15 protein-coding genes and 1 pseudogene are annotated in these 18,085 nt (G+C 69.0%); 9 read left to right on the forward strand and 7 right to left on the reverse strand.

The features are described from left to right. Nucleotides 1-30 precede the first annotated feature (30 nt). The 7 genes and pseudogenes from K5L49_RS09765 to K5L49_RS20440 all read right to left on the reverse strand — a co-directional run bounded on the left by K5L49_RS09765 (nucleotide 31) and on the right by K5L49_RS20440 (nucleotide 9,071). A pseudogene (locus K5L49_RS09765) lies at nucleotides 31-796 on the reverse strand (helix-turn-helix domain-containing protein). A gap of 58 nt (nucleotides 797-854) precedes the next feature. Continuing rightward, nucleotides 855-1,952, reverse strand: coding sequence for a glycoside hydrolase family 172 protein (locus K5L49_RS09770; RefSeq protein ID WP_223692342.1), 1,098 nt, complete (start codon nucleotides 1,950-1,952; stop codon nucleotides 855-857). A gap of 37 nt (nucleotides 1,953-1,989) precedes the next feature. Next, nucleotides 1,990-2,880 carry a carbohydrate ABC transporter permease gene (locus K5L49_RS09775; protein WP_223692343.1) on the reverse strand — a complete coding sequence of 297 codons (891 nt, stop codon included), beginning with the start codon at nucleotides 2,878-2,880 and terminating at the stop codon, nucleotides 1,990-1,992. Further along, entirely contained in the window at nucleotides 2,877-3,734 is an 858-nt protein-coding gene (locus tag K5L49_RS09780; RefSeq protein WP_374107705.1) for a carbohydrate ABC transporter permease, read from the reverse strand. Before K5L49_RS09780 ends, K5L49_RS09775 begins: the two co-directional genes overlap by 4 nt. A gap of 161 nt (nucleotides 3,735-3,895) precedes the next feature. Next, complete coding sequence (locus tag K5L49_RS09785; protein ID WP_223692345.1) at nucleotides 3,896-5,218, reverse strand: ABC transporter substrate-binding protein; 1,323 nt, start codon at nucleotides 5,216-5,218, stop codon at nucleotides 3,896-3,898. A 139-nt stretch (nucleotides 5,219-5,357) separates the two neighbouring features. Next, nucleotides 5,358-6,389: a LacI family DNA-binding transcriptional regulator gene (locus tag K5L49_RS09790; RefSeq protein WP_223692348.1), complete on the reverse strand. Its 1,032-nt coding sequence runs from the start codon at nucleotides 6,387-6,389 to the stop codon at nucleotides 5,358-5,360. A gap of 123 nt (nucleotides 6,390-6,512) precedes the next feature. After that, a complete protein-coding gene (locus K5L49_RS20440; protein ID WP_223692350.1) occupies nucleotides 6,513-9,071 on the reverse strand; it encodes a LuxR C-terminal-related transcriptional regulator in 2,559 nt (852 codons plus the stop codon). 234 nt (nucleotides 9,072-9,305) lie between these two features. Between K5L49_RS20440 and K5L49_RS09800 the strand changes: the two genes are divergently transcribed. From K5L49_RS09800 to mgrA, 9 genes are all read left to right on the forward strand, one after another. Then, on the forward strand, nucleotides 9,306-9,674 hold the full coding sequence (locus tag K5L49_RS09800; protein ID WP_223692352.1) for a YciI family protein: 369 nt from the start codon (nucleotides 9,306-9,308) through the stop codon (nucleotides 9,672-9,674). Then, on the forward strand, nucleotides 9,671-10,921 hold the full coding sequence (locus tag K5L49_RS09805) for an RNA polymerase sigma factor (protein ID WP_223692353.1): 1,251 nt from the start codon (nucleotides 9,671-9,673) through the stop codon (nucleotides 10,919-10,921). Before K5L49_RS09800 ends, K5L49_RS09805 begins: the two co-directional genes overlap by 4 nt. A gap of 65 nt (nucleotides 10,922-10,986) precedes the next feature. Then, a complete protein-coding gene (locus tag K5L49_RS09810) occupies nucleotides 10,987-12,312 on the forward strand; it encodes a sensor histidine kinase (protein WP_223692355.1) in 1,326 nt (441 codons plus the stop codon). Further along, on the forward strand, nucleotides 12,309-12,998 hold the full coding sequence (locus K5L49_RS09815; protein WP_223692357.1) for a response regulator: 690 nt from the start codon (nucleotides 12,309-12,311) through the stop codon (nucleotides 12,996-12,998). Before K5L49_RS09810 ends, K5L49_RS09815 begins: the two co-directional genes overlap by 4 nt. A 90-nt stretch (nucleotides 12,999-13,088) precedes the next feature. Then, nucleotides 13,089-13,970: an ABC transporter ATP-binding protein gene (locus tag K5L49_RS09820; protein ID WP_223692359.1), complete on the forward strand. Its 882-nt coding sequence runs from the start codon at nucleotides 13,089-13,091 to the stop codon at nucleotides 13,968-13,970. Beyond that, the gene (locus tag K5L49_RS09825) at nucleotides 13,967-15,070 is read left to right on the forward strand and encodes an ABC transporter permease (protein ID WP_223692361.1); all 1,104 of its coding nucleotides are present in this window, start codon (nucleotides 13,967-13,969) and stop codon (nucleotides 15,068-15,070) included. The genes K5L49_RS09820 and K5L49_RS09825 overlap by 4 nt, the downstream gene beginning before the upstream one ends. 96 nt (nucleotides 15,071-15,166) lie before the next feature. Then, nucleotides 15,167-16,015, forward strand: coding sequence for a DUF3592 domain-containing protein (locus tag K5L49_RS09830; RefSeq protein WP_223692363.1), 849 nt, complete (start codon nucleotides 15,167-15,169; stop codon nucleotides 16,013-16,015). Between the two features lie 38 nt (nucleotides 16,016-16,053). Then, a complete protein-coding gene (locus K5L49_RS09835) occupies nucleotides 16,054-16,854 on the forward strand; it encodes a PP2C family protein-serine/threonine phosphatase (protein WP_223692364.1) in 801 nt (266 codons plus the stop codon). Nucleotides 16,855-16,947: 93 nt separating this feature from the next. Continuing rightward, nucleotides 16,948-17,988 (forward strand): L-glyceraldehyde 3-phosphate reductase, encoded by a 1,041-nt coding sequence (mgrA, locus tag K5L49_RS09840; RefSeq protein ID WP_223692366.1) that lies wholly within the window; start codon nucleotides 16,948-16,950, stop codon nucleotides 17,986-17,988. Nucleotides 17,989-18,085 lie beyond the last annotated feature (97 nt).

The raw sequence follows: 18,085 nt of genomic DNA on the forward strand, positions 1-18,085 counted from the left end.
GCCCGTCCGCGGCTTCTGGTCGATCTCGGACTACAGCGCCGAGGGCTTCTTCGAACCCGAGGGCGCGGGCTCGACCTCGTGGCTCGCCACCCAGCTGTCGAGAAGTGTGAGCGCATCCTGGGAGGGCGTGCCCGGCTCCGCCGTGTATACGTTGATGCGCAGCCCCGGGTCACCGGGCAGCTCCAGGGCCTCGAAGGTCAGATCGAGGTCGCCGACGATCGGGTGGTGCAGGCGCTTGTGCCCTGTGCGGTGGTACTTCACGTCATGCCGTGCCCAGCGCACGCGGAACTCTTCGCTGCGCGTGCTGAGCTCGCCGATCAGATCGCTGAGGTCGCGATCGTGCGGATTGCGTCCCGCGGTCTGCCGCAGGATGGCGACGATATCGTCGGCGGCACGCTCCCAATCGGCATAGAAACTGCGGGCCCGGGGGTTGAGGAAGGTGAATCGAGCATTGTTCGGCGGCTGGACCTCCTCCGACATCAGGTCGAGGTAGAGGGCCCGGCCGAGCGCGTTGGCCGCGAGCACATCCGACCGGTCATTGCGCACCCACGCCGGCGCCGTCGAGCTGAAGGGCGCGGGCGATCGCGTCGAGCACGCTGTCCGAGACGCCGGCGAGGTTCCCACGTTCGAGGCGCGTGTAGTAGTCGACACTCACACCGGCCAGCATTGCGACCTCTTCGCGCCGCAACCCGATGACCCGACGATTGCCTCCGTACGCGGGAAGCCCGGCCTGCTCCGGACCGATGCGGCCGCGGCGGGAGGTCAGGAAATCTCTCACCTCGGAGTTCTGCGGCATACCTTCGACCGTACGCCGTCGACGACCGCCGAGGGAGGGTCTGCCGGTACCTGCCGCCTTATCTCGGGGCGCGACCGTTCGCTCCGGGTACGGCGGGGAACGGCGAATGCGGCTCGGTCTGGTACCAATACGCCACCGAGAAGATATCGTCCGACCGCTCGAAGAGCCCTTTGTCCCAGACGCCGATCTGCTGCACGGTGACGCGCAACGCGTTCTCGAAGAAGATCGGGTCGGGGAGGTGCCAGCGGTAGACCGCGTGCATCGGTGCCACCGACTGGATGAACGGGGCGGCGCGCGTCTCGTCGCGGGTGCTGAAGAACGGGTAGCCGCAGTACGGCGCACTGAACGGGATGGGCTGCGGTTCCGGTGAGCTCCGCAACTCGTCCTGGAACGCCCATGCGCCGCCGGCGTAGTCTTCGAGCCCCGTGCTGCACAAAGTCGGCAGTTCCGTGTCTCCGTCGAGGAAGAACTTGACCTCGCCCTCACCCCACCAGAAGCGCGACAGGGACGCGAGCCCGATGTAGGTTCCGAGATAGCGCCCGCTCCCGGAGACCCCGTCCACGATCACGTGGTCCTCGCCGAGCGCTGTCGAGGCGTTCGAGCGCCGCCACTGCGCGTGGAAGTATGGCGTCGCATCCGGCACGTCGTCGCCCACGGTGTAGTCGACCTGGAAGAAAACGTGCTCGATCGTGGCGGAGTGGTCGCTGTCGATCACGATGCGCGCGCGCCGCCGGAACGGCATGGGGATGTACGAGTTCATCCCCCCGGTCGGAGCGACGACGATCGGCTCCGACATCACGAGCGACCGCGCGGCGAAACCGTTGCAGAAGAAGTCTCCGAGCGGCGACTCGACCGACGGCTCCTCCTCGTCGTCCCAGTAGATGCGGAGCACGAGATCGCGCAGAACGAACGGCCCGCCGTCGGTGCGGTCGGGGACCGTGATCCAGATGTGTCGAATCACCCCGGGCCCCTCGATGTCGGCCAGCGTCAGGCGCCCACCGGCGGGAAGCGGCAGGTAGGCGCTGCCCTTCCGTCCCGGGCCGAGCGGCGAACTCGCCGCAGCCGCGGCACCCGGCTCCCCGGTTCGGTTCTCCGCATTGATGGAACGGGATCGGACTCCGGCCGGGGCGCGAAGATCGGTCAGTGTGGGAAGCACAGTTCTCCTTGGTGGTGGTGGGGATGCGACGACGGGGTCACTTGACCGAGCCGGCGGTGACGCCGCGGCTCAGGGTCCGCTGGAAGATGATGAAGAAGACCAGGGTGGGGAGCAGCGAGAGCAGCGATCCGGCATTGAGCGCGGTCACGTTGATGCTGTTCTGCCCCTGCAGTGTCGCGAGCGCGATGGGCACCGTCTGCACCGATTGGTCCGAGAGCAGGATGAGCGGGATGTAGAACTCGTTCCAGGTCCAGACGAAGAAGAACACCACGAGCACCGACAGGGTCGGACGCATCACCGGGAAGACGACCGACCACAGGATCCGCCAGCGGCCGGCGCCGTCGAGCGCGGCCGCTTCGAGCAGCGACGGCGGCAGCGTGGACATCACGCTCGACAGCAGATAGGTGCCGAATGCCGCCTGCAGAACGGTGAAGACGATGATCACGCTCCACACGGTGTTGAATGTGCCCGTCGCCTGGGCGCCGTAGAACAGCGGATAGATCAGCGCTTCCTGCGGAAGCATCGTCGCGAGCAGGAAGACGGCCAGCAGCACGGTGCTCCCTCGCACCCGTCCGATCCCGATCGCGTATGCGCTCAGAAGGGAGACGAGCGCGCCGAACACGGCCACGAGCGTCGAGATGACGACCGAGTTTCCGAGGGCTCGCAGATAGTCCACGCGCTGGAGGTACTGCTGGAACGCTTCGAGGCTGAATGCCCGGGGCCAGGCGAGCGGCCCGTTGGTCGAATAGTCGGCGCCGGTCTTGAACGCGTTGAGCACGAGCAGCATCAGCGGCGCGAGCATGACCAGGGCGACCGCGATCGCGGCGGCGAGCACGAGCCAGCGCAGGGGGCGGGCACGACGCGTGCGGGCACGGGGAGCAGCCGTTGCGGACGAGACCGTCGTTCGTGATGAGTCGGTCGCGGTCATGCGCGCTCTCCATCCGCTGCGCCCCGTCTTTGCAGCCAGAGCATGACCCCGGCGACGAGGAAGATGACCACCGACATCGCCGTCGCGATGGCCGAGCCGTACCCGACCTTCGACAGCTCGAAGAAGTTGCGGTACGAGTAGTACGAGGGGACGACCGTCGACCCTTCCGGACCGCCACCGGTCAGGATGAGCACAGGGGCGAACACTTTGAGGGCGCCGACCGTCGCTGTGATGACGACGACGAACACCTCCGGCCGGATCTGCGGGATGGTGATCGCCCGGAAGCGCCGCCACCACCCGGCGCCGTCCAGGGCTGCTGCTTCGTAAAGCTCAGGGTCGACGCGCTGAAGGGCGGCCATGAAGATCACGACCGGATAGCCGATCTGCAACCAGATGAGCATCAGCATCACCGCGTAGATGGCGATGTCCGGGTTGCCGAGCCAATCGGGCGGGCTGGTGACGCCGAATGCTTCGATGACACTGTTGAGCAGTCCGTTCTGCGTGGCGAGCACCCAGCTCCAGATGAATCCGGCCACGGCGATCGGAAGGATCTGCGGCAGGTAGTACGTCGCCCGCAGGAACGCCGCCGTCTTCGCCGTGAACTCGCGACCGATGTAGTCGAAGAGCATTGCGGCGAGCAGCAGGCCGAGAAGCGTCGGGATGACCACCATGCCCACGACCATGAAGATCGTGTTCTTGAAGGCGAGCCAGAACTGCGCGTCGCCGAGCAGATCGGCGTAGTTGCCCAGACCGTTCCAGTGCATCGGGGCGAGGCCGCCCTTCCACCGGAAAAGACTGATGAAGATGTTCACCGCGAACGGCACGAGCACGATCGCGACCGTGCCCACCATCATCGGGGCGAGGTACCACCAGTAGCCGGTTCTGCCCGTTCGTCGCACACCGGTCCGCGCTGGCCGCGCCGGCGCATCCCGTGTCGCTGTCGTCATCATGGGCTTCTTCCTCGAAATGGGTGGATACGGAAGGGGGAGCCGCGCGCGGCGGCTCCCACCCCGCGTCAGCCTTGGTCGACGGCCTTCTTGCCGTCGTCGTAGAACGTCTGGAGCTTGGCCGTGTAGCCGTCGGCCGTCTCGTTCTTGTTCGACATCGCCGCCATGTTGGTCTGGATGAAGTCGAGGAATCCGGGAACCGGGTAGTCCGGGTAGAAGGTGAGTGTGTCGTCCTTCACCAGCTGGTCGAAGCGCTCCGAGTATGCGCGTGTGACCGGATCGGTGATCTTCGACGTGTCGCCCGCGAGCGGAAGGCCGCCGAGCTCACCGATCTTGTTCTGAACCTCCGGGCTGAGCGTGATGTCGATCCAGTCGGCGGCGAGATCCTTGTTGGCCGCTTTCGCTGGAACACCCCACAGGTGCCCGGACGAGCCCATCGACATGTTCGCGCCCGGCAGGGTGAAGTAGCCCCACGGGAAGGTGGCCTGGTTCTTGATGCGATCGAAGACGCTCCCGTTCCAGATGAGCATTCCGGTCTTGCCGCTCAGGAAGTTCACGTTCGCCTGCTCGTAGGTGAGGCCGGCGAGGTCGGTGCCGAGGTACCCCTTGTCGATCCAGTCTTGGAACTCCTGGGCGCCCTTCTTCCACGGATCTGCGGAGAAATCGACCTTGCCTTTGAGGAACATGAAGTCGTCGATCTGTTTGCGATCGGCGAAAGCCGAGACGAGTGAGTACCAGACCCACATCTGGTTGAAGCCCTGATTGGTCGAGGCCGACGACGAAACCGGCGTGACACCGGCGCCTTGCAGCTTCTGCATGTCGGCGACGAACTCGTCCAGGCTGGTGGGAACCGCAGCGATACCGGCCTTCTCGAACAGCGACTTGTTGTAGTAGAGCGTCACGTATTCGCCGATGTTCGGGATGCCGTACCAGTCACCCGAACCTGCTTTGCCCGACTCGTCGTACCGGGCGAACGACTGCATCGCCCCGGTGACCTTCTTATCCCAGCCGAACTTCTTCACGTCGTCGGTGAGGGGCTGCAACAGGCCCTGACTGGCGAGCTGGCCGCCGTCGGCATTGCCTTTGTTGAACTCGACCACATCGGGGACCTTGTTTCCTCCGAGCACGAGCTTGGCGTTCTTGCGGAACGCATCGAAGCTGGTGGTCTGGAAGTCGACCTTCACATCGGGATGCTTCTTCTTGAACAGGTCGACGGCGAGTTGCCAGCCCTGACCCTGTGCCGTGGTGGCGTCTTCGTATTGCAGGATCGTGAAGGTTTTGCCGGCATCGCCGGCTCCGCTGCTGCAGCCGGCGAGACCGGCCGCGGTGATCGCGAGGGCGGCCGCCGTGGCCGCGAGGCGCGCGACGGCGCGCTGACGGGGTGATTTCATTCGTTGCTCCTTTGCATCGGGTTGCACTCCGGGGGGAGGCGTGGGCGAGGGCTCGACGGCAGGCTGGCGCCACCGGCCCTCCGGTTCGTGTGGGGTGACGACGCCGACGGCGCCGGACGACGGATCGGTTCCTGCCGACCTAGCCGGGCGGGGGCCCGATCGAGTTGCGGATCACGGGCGGGCAGGGCATCAGACGGCCGGTGCTCTCGCCTGACCCGACCCGGCCTTCCAGCCGGTCGAGTGCACGCCGCACGGCCCACTCCCCCATCTCACGGTGGGGGAGCTGCACGGTCGTGAGACCGGGGTCGAGCGCCTCGGCGACGAACTCCTGATTGTCGAAGCCGACGAGCGACAAGTCGCGGGGGATCTCGAGTCCGAGCCGCCGCGCGACGTGGTAGAACCCCATCGCGGTCTGGTCGCTGAAGCCGAACACCGCGGTCGGGCGATCGGCTCGCTCGAGCAGGCGGCGGGCCGGTTCGATCGCGAGCGCGGTCGCCGCATCCTCGGCGACGACCGAGAGCGACGGGTCGGGCGTGATGCCCGCGTCGAGCAGGGCGCGCTCATACCCACGAGCGCGCAACCGGGATGCGATCGGGTATGCGGCCACATTGCAGAAGCCGATGCGCCGGTGCCCGGCCTCGACGAGCATCTTCGTCGCGGTGTAGGCGCCGCTCTCCTCATCCGGCACGACGAAGTCGACAACGGCGTCGACGTCATCGTTCGGCCTGCCGTCGAGGATCACCACCGGCATTGCCGGAGGAACGAAAGGGAGTTCGACGAGGCGGTGGAAAGTGGTCGCAACGATCAGCGATTCGATGTTGCGCTGAAGCAGCGATTGGACGGCCGGCGTCTGCAGGTCGTCGTTGCCGCCGGTGTCGATCAGCATCAGCATGAACCCGCTCTCCCAGGCCGCCTGCTGCGCACCCGCGAGCATGTGGCCGGAGAACGGCACGGTCGCCACGCGATCGGAGACGACCCCGATCGTGCGGCTCTGTTTGGTCTTGAGCGACCGGGCGAGCTGATTCGGCACGTAGCCGAGTTCTTCGGCCACGGCCTGGATCTCGGCGGCGACCTGGGGCTTGACCCGTCCGCCGCCGCGTCCGCTCAGAACCAGCGAAACGGAGGAGACAGAGACGCCGACGTGCGAGGCGATGTCTTTCATCGTCAGCATCGATGCTCCCGGGGGTTCGGATCCGTCAATCGTTTGACTTCAAACGATTGACGCAACCGTAAAGGCGTCAAACGCGTTGACGCAAATCCTCGTTGTCGAAGTGTGATCTTCGCGCACCCGGGTTCAGTCGACGAGGTGCCGGCGGCGGGCTTCGGCGGCGGCCTGATCGCGGGATGCGACGTCGAGCTTGCGGTAGACGGAGGCCACCTGGGTCTTGACCGTGTTGAGGGAGACGAACAGCTCATCGGCGATCTGTCGCAGTGTGGCGTCCGTCGCCAGCCGGCGGAGCACGACGAGTTCACGATCCGTCAGCGACACCGCGGCCAGCGCACGCCCGAACGGATCGGCACGACCGTCGAGCAGCTCGCCGCTCGACGGGAACTCCTCCGCGATCAGAGCGGCCAGCTCAGCCCGCGGCACGAGGGCGAAGGGCGAGCGCAGACCCTGCAGGTCGGCGATCGCGATCGCCCGTTTGAGGGCGGCGACCGACTCGGTTCGGTGACCGGAGCGGGCCCGTGCCACGCTCACGAGCAGCAGGGCATCCAGTCGTTGGCGGGGAGTCGCGTCGTCGAACTTCGCGAGCGACTCGACCAGGAGGGCGGCCCCCGCATCTCCCGTGGCGAGGGCGAGCCGGGCACGGGCGATCGCCAGGTGAGCCGAGCGCGAATCCGAACACGTCTCGAGCAGAGACCGGGCCGTCTCCAACCGGCCCGCGGCGATGTTGAGGTCGCTGCGGATTCCCACGAGCTGCGCGAGGGCGGTGTCGCTCGCAGCGCGCGCGCCGTTGACTGCGAGCGCATGCGCCAGCTCGTCCAAGCCCACCTCGGCCTCGCCGGCGACGAGGCGGATGTACGCCCGCACCCACAGCAAGTAGGGCCAGTGCTCGACCCGGGCGATGCGGGCGTCGATTTCGGCGATCGTCTCCAGAGCGCCGGTGACGTCGTTCCGTTCGATCCGCATCAGCGATTCCGCGATGTACCACCCGGTTGCCGGAACGGTGGCACGCCATTGGGCGATGCGCGACTCGGCCATCTGATCCGTCATTGTGCCGGCCTGCACCATCTCGCCGCGGAGCGCGTGGATGTACCCGACCAGGGCACGACGGTGCAGCCGTCGACCGGGGTGGGTGTCGGCCGCGAGCCGTTCGGCGAGCACGGCGGCCTGCCGCATCCGCCCCTCGAGCACGTTCGTGATCACGATCTGGATCATCCCTGCCCCGGCGGCGGGGCCGATGCGCCGCCGGTCGTCGGGCGTCATCGCATCGAGGATTCCCACCACCTGCGTGCCGGCGAGGACCGCCTGGGTGTACCGTCGTGCGCTTCGCAACCCGGCGAACTCCGAGAGCCGCCGGTAGAAGGCCTCGACGGCGTCGACGGGCGGGCGGCGGGCAGCCAGTTCGGCGAGCGCGGTGTCGACGCGCTCGACGAGGGTGAACGACGGCATCGCCTCGTGCTCGCTCTGCACGATCGCGAGCACGATCCCGACGGTGCCGTCGGCGGCGATCTGTTCCGGGCTCAGCAGAGACACGACCCGTTCCAGTTCGGCGTCGTGGTGGTTGATCAGATCGGAGAAGTTCTGTGCCACGATCGGCCAGATGCGAGCGGTGTCACCGGCGCGGACGCTCAGCTCGACCGCTGTCAGCGCCCAGCCTCGGCGATCGGCGAAATCGGATGCCGCGACCCTGCGAAGACTTCTGACCTCACCACCGTCGAGGTCGCGTTCCGCCTCCCGTTCGAGCGCGAGGCGCACGAGCACGTGGAAGGAGAACATCCCGTGCTCGTCGAACTCGCCGAGCCCTTCCCGTTCGAAGCGGGCGAGCATCGGCCCGGCATCGGCAACCCCCGTGAGCCGGGAGGCGAGAAAGCGATCCACTGCGGGGGCGAGGGCGATGCGGAGGGCGAATCGACGCCCGTCGTCGTCCAGCGACGGAATCATGTCGCGCACCGCGTCCGCCGCGATGCGGCCGAGGTCGTGCGGCGCCCCCGCGGGCGTCGCCGTCGCCGCGATGGCGAGGCGGGTCGCCAGGGTGTGCCCGACCGTCGCCGCCCGGATGGCCTCCGCCGTGTCACCGCTGAACGCATCGTTCCCGTTCTGCCGACCGAGCTGGTGCACCTCAGCCGTGTCGAAGGCGAGGTCGGTCGCGAGGATCGTCGCCGTGTCGATGCGCTCCCGCACGACGATCGACTCGAGCCTGCTCCGTCGCCGGGTCGCGACGATCAGCTGGGCGCCCTGGATGCGCGGCAGGATGCGGACGAGGTCGTCGATGCTCTCGTCGGGCGCCGTGTGCAGGTCGTCGAGCACGAGACGGATGTGGCGACCGCTGCCGTTGAGTGCGTCGGCCACCCAGGCCGGCACGAACGTCACATCGAGATAGCCGGCCAGGAAGTCGCGCAGAGGGCCCTCGTCGCCGACCAGGCCGGCGTCGGCCAGCGCCCGCACGACGAGGAACCAGAATCCTCCACGGCTGGCCGCGCGGTCGTCGAGCGCCACCCAGACCTGCGTCTCGTCGCCGGGTCGCCGGCGGAGCCAGTCGGCGAGCGCGAGCGTCTTGCCCGACCCGCCGGGCGCGCGCACGACGACGAGCGCGACCCCGTCGTGCTCGTCGAGGCGATCGGTCACGCGCGGACGGTGCAGGAAGCGGGAGGGGAGACGCGGCACGCCCACCAGCGTCGTGTCGGACACGGCCTCAGTCGGAACCGGAATCGACCTCTCCTCTGTTCGAGACGGCACACACCCCTCCAACGTAGTGGTGCCGGGTGCGCGAGGGGGCCGGGCGGGGAAGGTCCGAGGAATGTTGCGTTCCCGCCGCTGCAGTGTCGAGAATGCGGTAGCGGTGACGACCTTGCTGTGATTCCGCTTTTCGCGGCGTCCCCGCGGTCCGCCGAGCGGATCGCATCCGACACGAAGGAGTACGTCATGAAGTATCTGATTCTGATGCAGGTCGACCCGGCGGTCATCGAGGCCCTGACACCCGACGAGCAGTCGGCGATCGGGGCCGGCCACCAGGCCTTCATCGAGAAGACGACGGCGTCTGGGGAGATGCTGAGCACTCACGCGCTCGGCGACCCCAGCCAGTCGGCGACAATCCGCTCCGTCAACGGAACACCGGAGGTGATCGACGGCCCGTTCGCCGAGATGAAGGAGTTCATGGGCGGCTACTACCTGATCGACGTGGAGTCACGGGAGCGCGCCATCGAGCTCGCCCGGATGATCCCGGATGCCAGCATCGACGGTCTCGCCCTGGAGGTGCGGCCGGTCATGTTCTCCGCCGGGGCGAACATGTGACCGCGCCGGGCCCGGTCGAGGACCTGCTGCGCACCCTGGCGCCGCAGGTTCTCGGTGCGCTCCTGCGCCGGTACGGCACCGGTCAGTTCGATCTGTGCGAAGACGCGGTGCAGGAGGCGCTGCTCGCCGCCCACCAGCAGTGGCCGGAGCAGGGGCGGCCGAACGATCCGCGCGCCTGGCTCGTCACGGCGGCCGGCCGCAAGCTCATCGACCGCATCCGCAGCGAGAGTCGTCGGCGTGAACGCGAGCGCACCCAGACGACTCTGGCGCATCCCCTCGCCGACACCACGGCGAGCAGCGTCGACGACAGCCTGGAGGTCATGCGCCTGTGCTGTCACCCCGCGTTGTCGCGGCCGGCCCAGATCGCCCTCACGCTGCGCGCCGTCGCAGGTCTCACCACGCGGCAGATCGCTCACGCATACCTGCTGCCGGAGGCGACCGTCGCCCAGCGCATCAGCCGAGCCAAGGCACGCATCCGGGCGGCCGGCACGACCTTCCCCTCGCCGGCCACTCCGGGCGACCGCCTCGATCAAGTGCTGACTGTGCTGTACCTGATGTTCACCGAGGGGCACACGGCGACGACCGGACCGGCGGTGCACGATGTCGAGCTCAGCGGTGAAGCCATCAGGCTGGCGCGCATGGTCTGCGCCCGGAAGCCGGAGCACGGCGAGGCGGCCGGCCTTCTCGCCCTCATGCTGCTCACCGACGCCCGGCGCGCGGCGAGAACGACCGAGGACGGCGCACTGGTTCCGCTGGACGAGCAGGACAGGAATCGCTGGAACCACGCGGCCATCGCCGAGGGCGTCGCCATCCTGGAGCGGACCCTGCCCGGGAGGCCTCCGTCGCCCTACCTCCTTCAGGCGAGCATCGCCGCGCTCCACGATGAGGCGGTGAGCACCACCGGAACGGACTGGCGACAGATCCTGATCCTCTACCGCCTGCTCGAACGGCTGACGGGCAACCCGGTGGTCACCCTCAACCGCGCGGTGGCGGAGGCGATGGTGTCGGGGCCGGCGGCCGGACTGGCGACCATCGAACGGCTCTCCGCCGACCGTCGACCGACCGACCGGCACCGGCTGCTCGCCGTGCGCGCGCATCTCCGCGAGCTGGCCGGCGAATATCAGGACGCGGCAGAGGATTACCGGGCGGCGGCCAGGGCGACCGCATCCCTGCCCGAACGTGACTACCTGCTCGGCCGCGCACGACGCCTGACCGAAAGCGCACCGGGGGCGGCGACCGAGCGGTGAGGAACGGCGACCGCCTCCCCCGCCAGACGGATCCGCCCCGAGTCGCCTCCCGGTAGCGTGAGGGGATGACGACGACCGCCGAGAGCGACTGGCTGCGGCCGCGGCCCGACGCCCGCGGCTACCGCACCGACGCGATCTTCGCTGCGGTCCTCACACTCGGAACTGTGGTGTCGGTGCTGCTGACGGTGCGGTCGGGGATCTTCGGGGACGCGCCGCTGTGGCAGGGGCTGATGTGGGCGGGTGCGACGGGGCTTTCGCTGGCCTTCCGACGGCGCTGGCCCGAAGCCGTCGCGATCGTCGGCTCGCTTCTGTTCCCGATCGGCGTCGGTTTCGGTGTGGCGGACATACTGTTCTCCAACATCTGCCTCTTCGTGGCGTTCTACACGCTGGGCGCCTGGAGCCGCCACCGGCGGCGTGCGACGGTTCTCCGGATCGTCATCGTGGCAGGGATGTTCGGGTGGCTGTTCTGGAACCTGATCGTGACGGCCGGGCAGACGGCCTTCCTCCCGGCGCTCTCGCGCGACGGACTGATCTCGCCCTACCTCGCCTACGGACTCATCCAGATCATCACCAACATCCTGTACTTCGGCGGCGCCTGGTATTTCGGCGATTCGGCGTACCGCTCGGCTCGGGAGCGGGCGGAGCTGGTCGAGCTCACCCGCGAACTGGCCTCCGAGCGGGAACGCACCGAGGCGCAGGCGATCGCGCTGGAGCGAGTGCGCATCGCCCGCGAACTGCACGACGTCGTTGCGCATCACGTCTCGGTGATGGGGGTGCAGGCAGGGGCCGCCCGTCGCGTTCTGGAGCGGGATCCCGCCCAGGCGGCGGCCGCCCTACTCACCATCGAGTCCAACGCCCGCACGGCCGTCGACGAACTGCATCTGCTGCTCGGAGCGCTGCGAGCCGACGGTGCCGACGCGGACGACCCGGCACACCGCAGCACGAGCACGCGCGGGATCGGCCAGCTCGCCGAGCTCGTCTCGGAGACCACGGCGGCGGGCCTCCCGACGCGACTCGATGTGATCGGCGAGCCGCGCGCGGTTCCGGCCACGGTGGCTCTGAGCGCCTACCGCGTCGCGCAGGAGGCTCTGACCAACACCCGCAAGCACGCGGGCCCCGGTGCGACCGCCGAGCTGCGTGTGCGCTACCTCGTGGATGCGGTGGAACTCGAGGCCAGCGACACGGGCCTCGGCGGGTCACACTCCAGCGACGGCCGCGCCGGGCTGGGCCAGCGAGGGATGCGCGAGCGCGTCGCCTCCGTCGGCGGCAGCATCGAGATCGGTCCGCGCGCCCGGGGCGGTTACCTCGTGCGCGCCCGGTTCCCGCTGCCCGCGACAGCCGGTGCCGGATCGGGCGAGGGAGCCGCCGCGCCCGCCGAGGGGATGTCGTGACCGCGATCCGTGTGCTGCTCGTCGACGACCAGGAGCTGGTCCGCGCCGGCTTCCGCATCATCCTCGAGTCGGAGCCGGGCATCCGTGTCGTCGGGGAGGCCGGAGACGGCGAGACGGCCGTGCGCCTGGCCGAGCAGACGCATCCGGACGTGGTGTGCATGGATGTGCAGATGCCGGGCATGGACGGGCTGGAGGCCACCCGCCTCCTCACCGCCGGGGTGGAGCCCCGACCCGCGGTCCTGGTGCTCACCACCTTCAACCGCGAGGACTACCTCTTCACCGCGCTGCGCGCCGGCGCCAGCGGCTTCCTGCTGAAGAACGCCAGCCCCGAGGAGCTGGTCAATGCAGTGCAGGTTCTCGCCCGCGGGGATGCGCTGCTCGCCCCGGAGCTCACCCGGCACGTCATCGCCCGGTTCGGCCAGGGCGCGACCGCGGTCCCGCCGGCCGCCGCCCCGGCTGCCCCGGCGGCGACGTCGGCGCTCGCCGAGCTCACCGACCGCGAGCGCGAGGTGCTCGGACTCCTCGCCGCGGGGATGTCGAACGGCGAGATCGCGAAACGGCTCTACCTGGGCGAAGCGACAGTCAAGACGCATGTGTCCAAGGTGCTGCTGAAGCTTGGCCTGCGCGACCGCATCCAAGCTGTGATCTTCGCGTACGAGAACGGCCTGGCGGTGCGCGGGGAATAGCCATCCCCCGCGCGGCGGACACCACGCGGCGGATGTGCGGCCCCCGCCTGCCGCCCTAGCGTTGCAAGCACCAACGGAAAGGTGTCTCCAGTGCTCGAGATCCAGGGCGTCACCAAACGCTACGGCGACCGCACCGTGCTCGACGGAGTGGACTTCACGGTCGCCCGCGCCCGCATGACCGGCTTCGTCGGCGGCAACGGCGCCGGCAAGACGACGACGATGCGCATCATCCTCGGCGTGCTCGCCGCCGACGCCGGAACGGTCAGCCTCGACGGCGCACCGTTGACCGCCGACGACCGTCGCCGCTTCGGATACATGCCCGAGGAGCGTGGACTGTACCCGAAGATGCGCGTGGCCGAGCAGCTGATCTACCTCGCCCGGCTCCACGGCCTCACCCCGGCGGCGGCGAAACGCAACACGGAGGCGCTGCTCGACCGGCTCGGGCTCGGCGAACGCGCCGACGACCTCGTCGCGAGCCTCAGCCTGGGAAACCAGCAGCGGGCGCAGATCGCCGCGGCATTGGTACACGATCCGCTGGTGCTGGTGCTCGACGAACCGTTCTCCGGGCTCGACCCGCTCGCGGTGGATGTGGTGGTCGGCGTGCTGCGCGACCGCGCGGCGGCGGGCGTCCCCGTGCTGTTCAGCTCGCACCAGCTCGACATCGTCGAACGCCTCTGCGACGACCTCGTCATCATCGCGGACGGCGGCATCCGGGCGACGGGTTCGACGGATGCGCTGCGCCGGGAGCACGGCGGCAGCCGGTTCGAGATCCTGCTGGCGGGCGACGCCGGCTGGATCCGCGACTTCCCCGGCGTGGACGTCCTCGACTTCGACGGCGGCTATGCCCTGTTCGAGGCGGACGGCGTCACGGCACAGGGCCTGCTGCTGCGCGCCACCACCCAGGGCACCGTCGTCAGTTTCGGTCCGCACCAGCCCTCCCTCGCCCAGATCTTCAGAGAGGCCATCCGATGAGCACCTCCCCCGCCCCCGTCACCACGCCAGGGTTCGTCTCGAGTGTCGGCCTGGTGGCCGGACGGGAGATCAGCACCCGGCTGCGCAGCAAAGCCTTCCTCGTCTCAACCGGCATCCTGCTGCTCGTCGTGCTGGCGAGCGTGCTGCTCGGCGGCTTCCTCGGCGGCTCGCCGAGCGAGCCGAAGGTGGCCGTTCTGGGCACCGCTTCAGCGATCGTCGAGAAGGCGGGCGGCCTGGAGCAGATCCCGGTCGACTCCCGGGCGGAGGGCGAAAGGCTGGTCCGCGATGGCGAGGTGAGCGCTCTCATCGTCCCGTCCGAATCCGGCACACCCGCCGTCACCGTCATCGGCCTTGACAAGCAGCCGACCGATGTCGTGTCGGCACTGAGCCTGAGGCCGACGGTCGACCTGCTCGACCCCGCCGCGCAATCGCCGTTCCTCGTCTACATCGTCGCCATCGGCTTCGGCATGGTGTTCCTGTTCTCGGCGATCACCTTCGGCACGATGATCGCGCAGAGCGTGGTGGAGGAGAAGCAGACGCGCATCGTGGAGATCCTCATGTCGACGATCCCCGTCCGGGCGCTGCTGGCCGGCAAGGTGCTCGGCAACAGCCTTCTCGCCTTCGGCCAGATCGTGGCGATCGCCGTGCTGGCCACCATCGGAATGATGGTCACCGACCAGACCGTGCTTCTCGGCACGGTCGGGCCGTCGATCGTCCTGTTCGTGGTGTTCTTCATCGTGGGGTTCGTGCTGCTCGCCGCACTCTACGCGGCGACCGCGGCGCTGGTCTCGCGCTCGGAGGACATCGGCTCGGTCACCTCGCCGGTGATGATGCTCGTGATGATCCCCTACTTCCTCGTCATCTTCTTCTACGACAATCCCACCGTTCTCGGCATCATGAGCTACGTGCCGTTCTCGGCGCCGGTCGGCATGCCCATCCGGGTGTTCCTCGGCACGGCCGAATGGTGGGAGCCCGTGCTGTCGCTGGCGATCCTGGTCGCGACGACCGTGCTGGTGCTCGGCCTCGGCGCCCGCATCTACTCGAACTCGCTGCTGCGCACCGGGGCCAGGGTGACACTGTCGGAGGCGCTGAAGGGGTGATCTCCGGTCGTGGCGACCTCGCCGGCTGACCCTCGTGCGGATGCGCGCGCACCGTCTGGTGCGGCGCATCCGCCCCGGCCCGCTACCATCGGGGGCATGAGCACGATCGACCCGCGCGTTGCCCGAGCCGACCGCGAGGCCCGCGCCGCGAAGGGCCCCCGATCCGCCCTGGCCGGCGTGCTGGTGCTGATCGTCCACATCGCCCTCTGGGTCGCCGCCGGCTACGGCCTCGGCGGTCTGCTCGACACCTTCCGCCTGATGGGCGTGAACCAGGTGGGCACCGGCTGGGACAGCGCATACAGCGACACGTTCTCGATGCTCTGGCCGATCGCGGCCGTGTTCGCCGGCTCGATCTTCGGCTTCGTCGTCACCTCGCGCCTGCGCCGATTCGGCCTGGTCGCGGCCGCTCTCGCCCCGTTCACCACCGGCACGCTCGGCGTCGCGATCGGCCTGGCGTTGTTCATCCCGGCCTGGACGCCCGCGCAGGCGTACGGCGAGAAGGTGCCGTTCCTGGCGGGCGACCCCTCCGAGCCGTGGGGGTTCGGCTCGTGGGTGGCCTACTGGATGCCGGTCTGGTTGCCCGCCCTGTTCGCCGTCGCCTTCCTCCTCCTGCTGCTGGCCGCACTGCGGGCGGGGGTGCGAGCTCAGGCGCGGGAGAAGCAGATGGTCGACCTTGCTGCGAATGGTCGGCGCGTGCACGGAACCGTGACGGAGTCGGTCGCGACCGGCGTCGAGATCCAGGGGATGCCGCGCATCCGGTTCACGGTGCGTTTCACCGACACGAACGGCGTCGACCGCTGGGTGACCAAGAAGGGCACCTTCCCGCCGGCCTCGCTGCCCCGCGAGGGCGACCCGGCCGTGGTGTGGTTCGACCCGCTCAACCCCGGCGATGAGAAGGGCATCGTGGTCGGACTCGGCCCGGACGCCGCCGACACCGCCCGGTAGCTCGCCGAATCCGCTTCGACGGCGTAGTGTCGGTGACCATGTTCGGGTTCACGACAGGCCACCGCTCGACGAGCGGGGAGTTCCGCCGCGACAACCAGGACTCCCTTTACTCTTCGCCCTGGTCGGCATTCGTCGCCGACGGGGTCGGAGGCCACGCGGCCGGCGACATCGCCTCCGCCGCGGTCACCCTCAGGATCGCCTCGACGCTCGACGCGACGCACGGGCTCGTGCGCACGGAGTCCCGGCTGCGCGAACTGATCGCGGTCGGCAACGCCGAACTCGGGATGCGGGTGCGACACGACAACGCCCTCACCGGCATGGCGACGACCTTCACCGGCATCTTCAGCGACGGGGAACGCATCCGGGTGGCCCATGTGGGTGACTCGCGGGCGTACCTGGTGCGTGAGGGCCACCTCACGCAGGTCACCCGCGACCATTCGCTCGTGCAAGACCTGATGGATGCCGGGCGGCTCACCCCCGAGCTTGCCCGCACGCATCCGTACCGGTCGGTCGTGGTGAACGTTCTCGGCGGCGACCTCGAAGACGCTGAGGCCGTGCAGATCCTCACCGAGCGTCCCCGCCCGGGCGACCGCTGGCTGCTCACGAGCGACGGACTCACCGACTACGTTCCCGAGGAGGTGGTGAGCGAATGCCTCTCCGCCGCCGCCCGACCTCAGGATGCGGCCGAGCTGCTGGTCAACGCGGCAACCGTTCTGCAGGCCCGCGACAACGTGACAGTCGTCGTCGCCGATGTGATCGCGCACGCGACGGAACCGGCGTACGAGCCCTCCTTCGGCGGCTCCGCGGCCGCCAGCCCGGCCTCGTCGCGCGCGTTCTAGCAGGTCGCGGCGACCGATTCAGCGACGCTGTTCCTGAATGGGATCGAGCTCTCCTGTTGGACAGAACCGGCCGGCGAGCGCGAAGGTGGTGACATGGCTTACCAACCGGACCCCGCCCGCTACGACAGCATGCTCTACCGCCGCACCGGGCGCAGCGGACTCGATCTTCCCGCCCTGTCGTTGGGGCTCTGGCACAATTTCGGTGACGATCGTGCGCACGAGACCCAGCGGGCCACGGTTCTGCGGGCGTTCGACCTGGGGATCACCCACTTCGACCTGGCCAACAACTATGGGCCGCCGTATGGCGCCTCCGAAGTGAACTTCGGGCGCATCCTGCGAGACGAGCTGCGCCCGCACCGGGATGAGCTGATCGTCTCGACGAAGGCCGGCTGGGACATGTGGCCCGGGCCTTACGGCCAGGGCGGCGGCAGCCGCAAATACCTTCTCGCCAGCCTCGACCAGTCGTTGCAGCGGCTCGGCCTCGACTACGTGGACATCTTCTACTCCCACCGGCCCGACCCCTCCACGCCGCTCGAGGAGACCATGCAGGCCCTCGACACCGCCGTGCGCTCGGGCAAAGCGCTGTATGTCGGCATCTCGTCGTACAGCGCCGACGACACCCGGCGTGCCGCCGAGATCCTCCGCGAGCTGGGGACCCCGCTGCTCATCCACCAGCCGTCGTACTCGATGCTCAACCGCTGGGTCGAGAACGAGGGTCTGCTCGATGCGGCCGGCGAGCTGGGGATCGGCGTGATCGGGTTCACCGCGCTGGCACAGGGGATGCTGACCGACAAGTACCTGGGCGGGGTGCCCGACGGGTCGCGCGCCGCCGAGGGCAGTTCGCTCGACCGGGGCTGGCTGACCGACGAGGCTTTGGGGCACATCCGCGCCCTCAACGACATCGCGGCGTCGCGCGGCCAATCCCTCGCGCAGCTGGCCCTCGCCTGGGCGCTTCGGGATGCGCGGGTCACCTCGCTCGTGGTCGGCGCGAGCAGCGTCGCCCAGCTCGAGCAGAATGTCGGGGCTCTCGACCGGCTCGACTTCAGCGCCGAGGAACTCGCGGCGATCGACGAACACGCCGTGGATGCCGGCGTCGACCTCTGGGCGGGCGCGCGCCGCGGCGAACTCGGGTAGTGCCGGTGCCCTGGCCCTGTTGGCCCGAAGGCGCCCTGTTGGCCCGAAGGGGCTGGCCGGGCCGGCGCAGGAACCCGGCCTGGCGGCCTCGGGCGGA

This window comes from Leifsonia poae (assembly GCF_020009625.1).
In the GTDB taxonomy this organism is placed as follows: domain Bacteria; phylum Actinomycetota; class Actinomycetes; order Actinomycetales; family Microbacteriaceae; genus Leifsonia; species Leifsonia poae_A.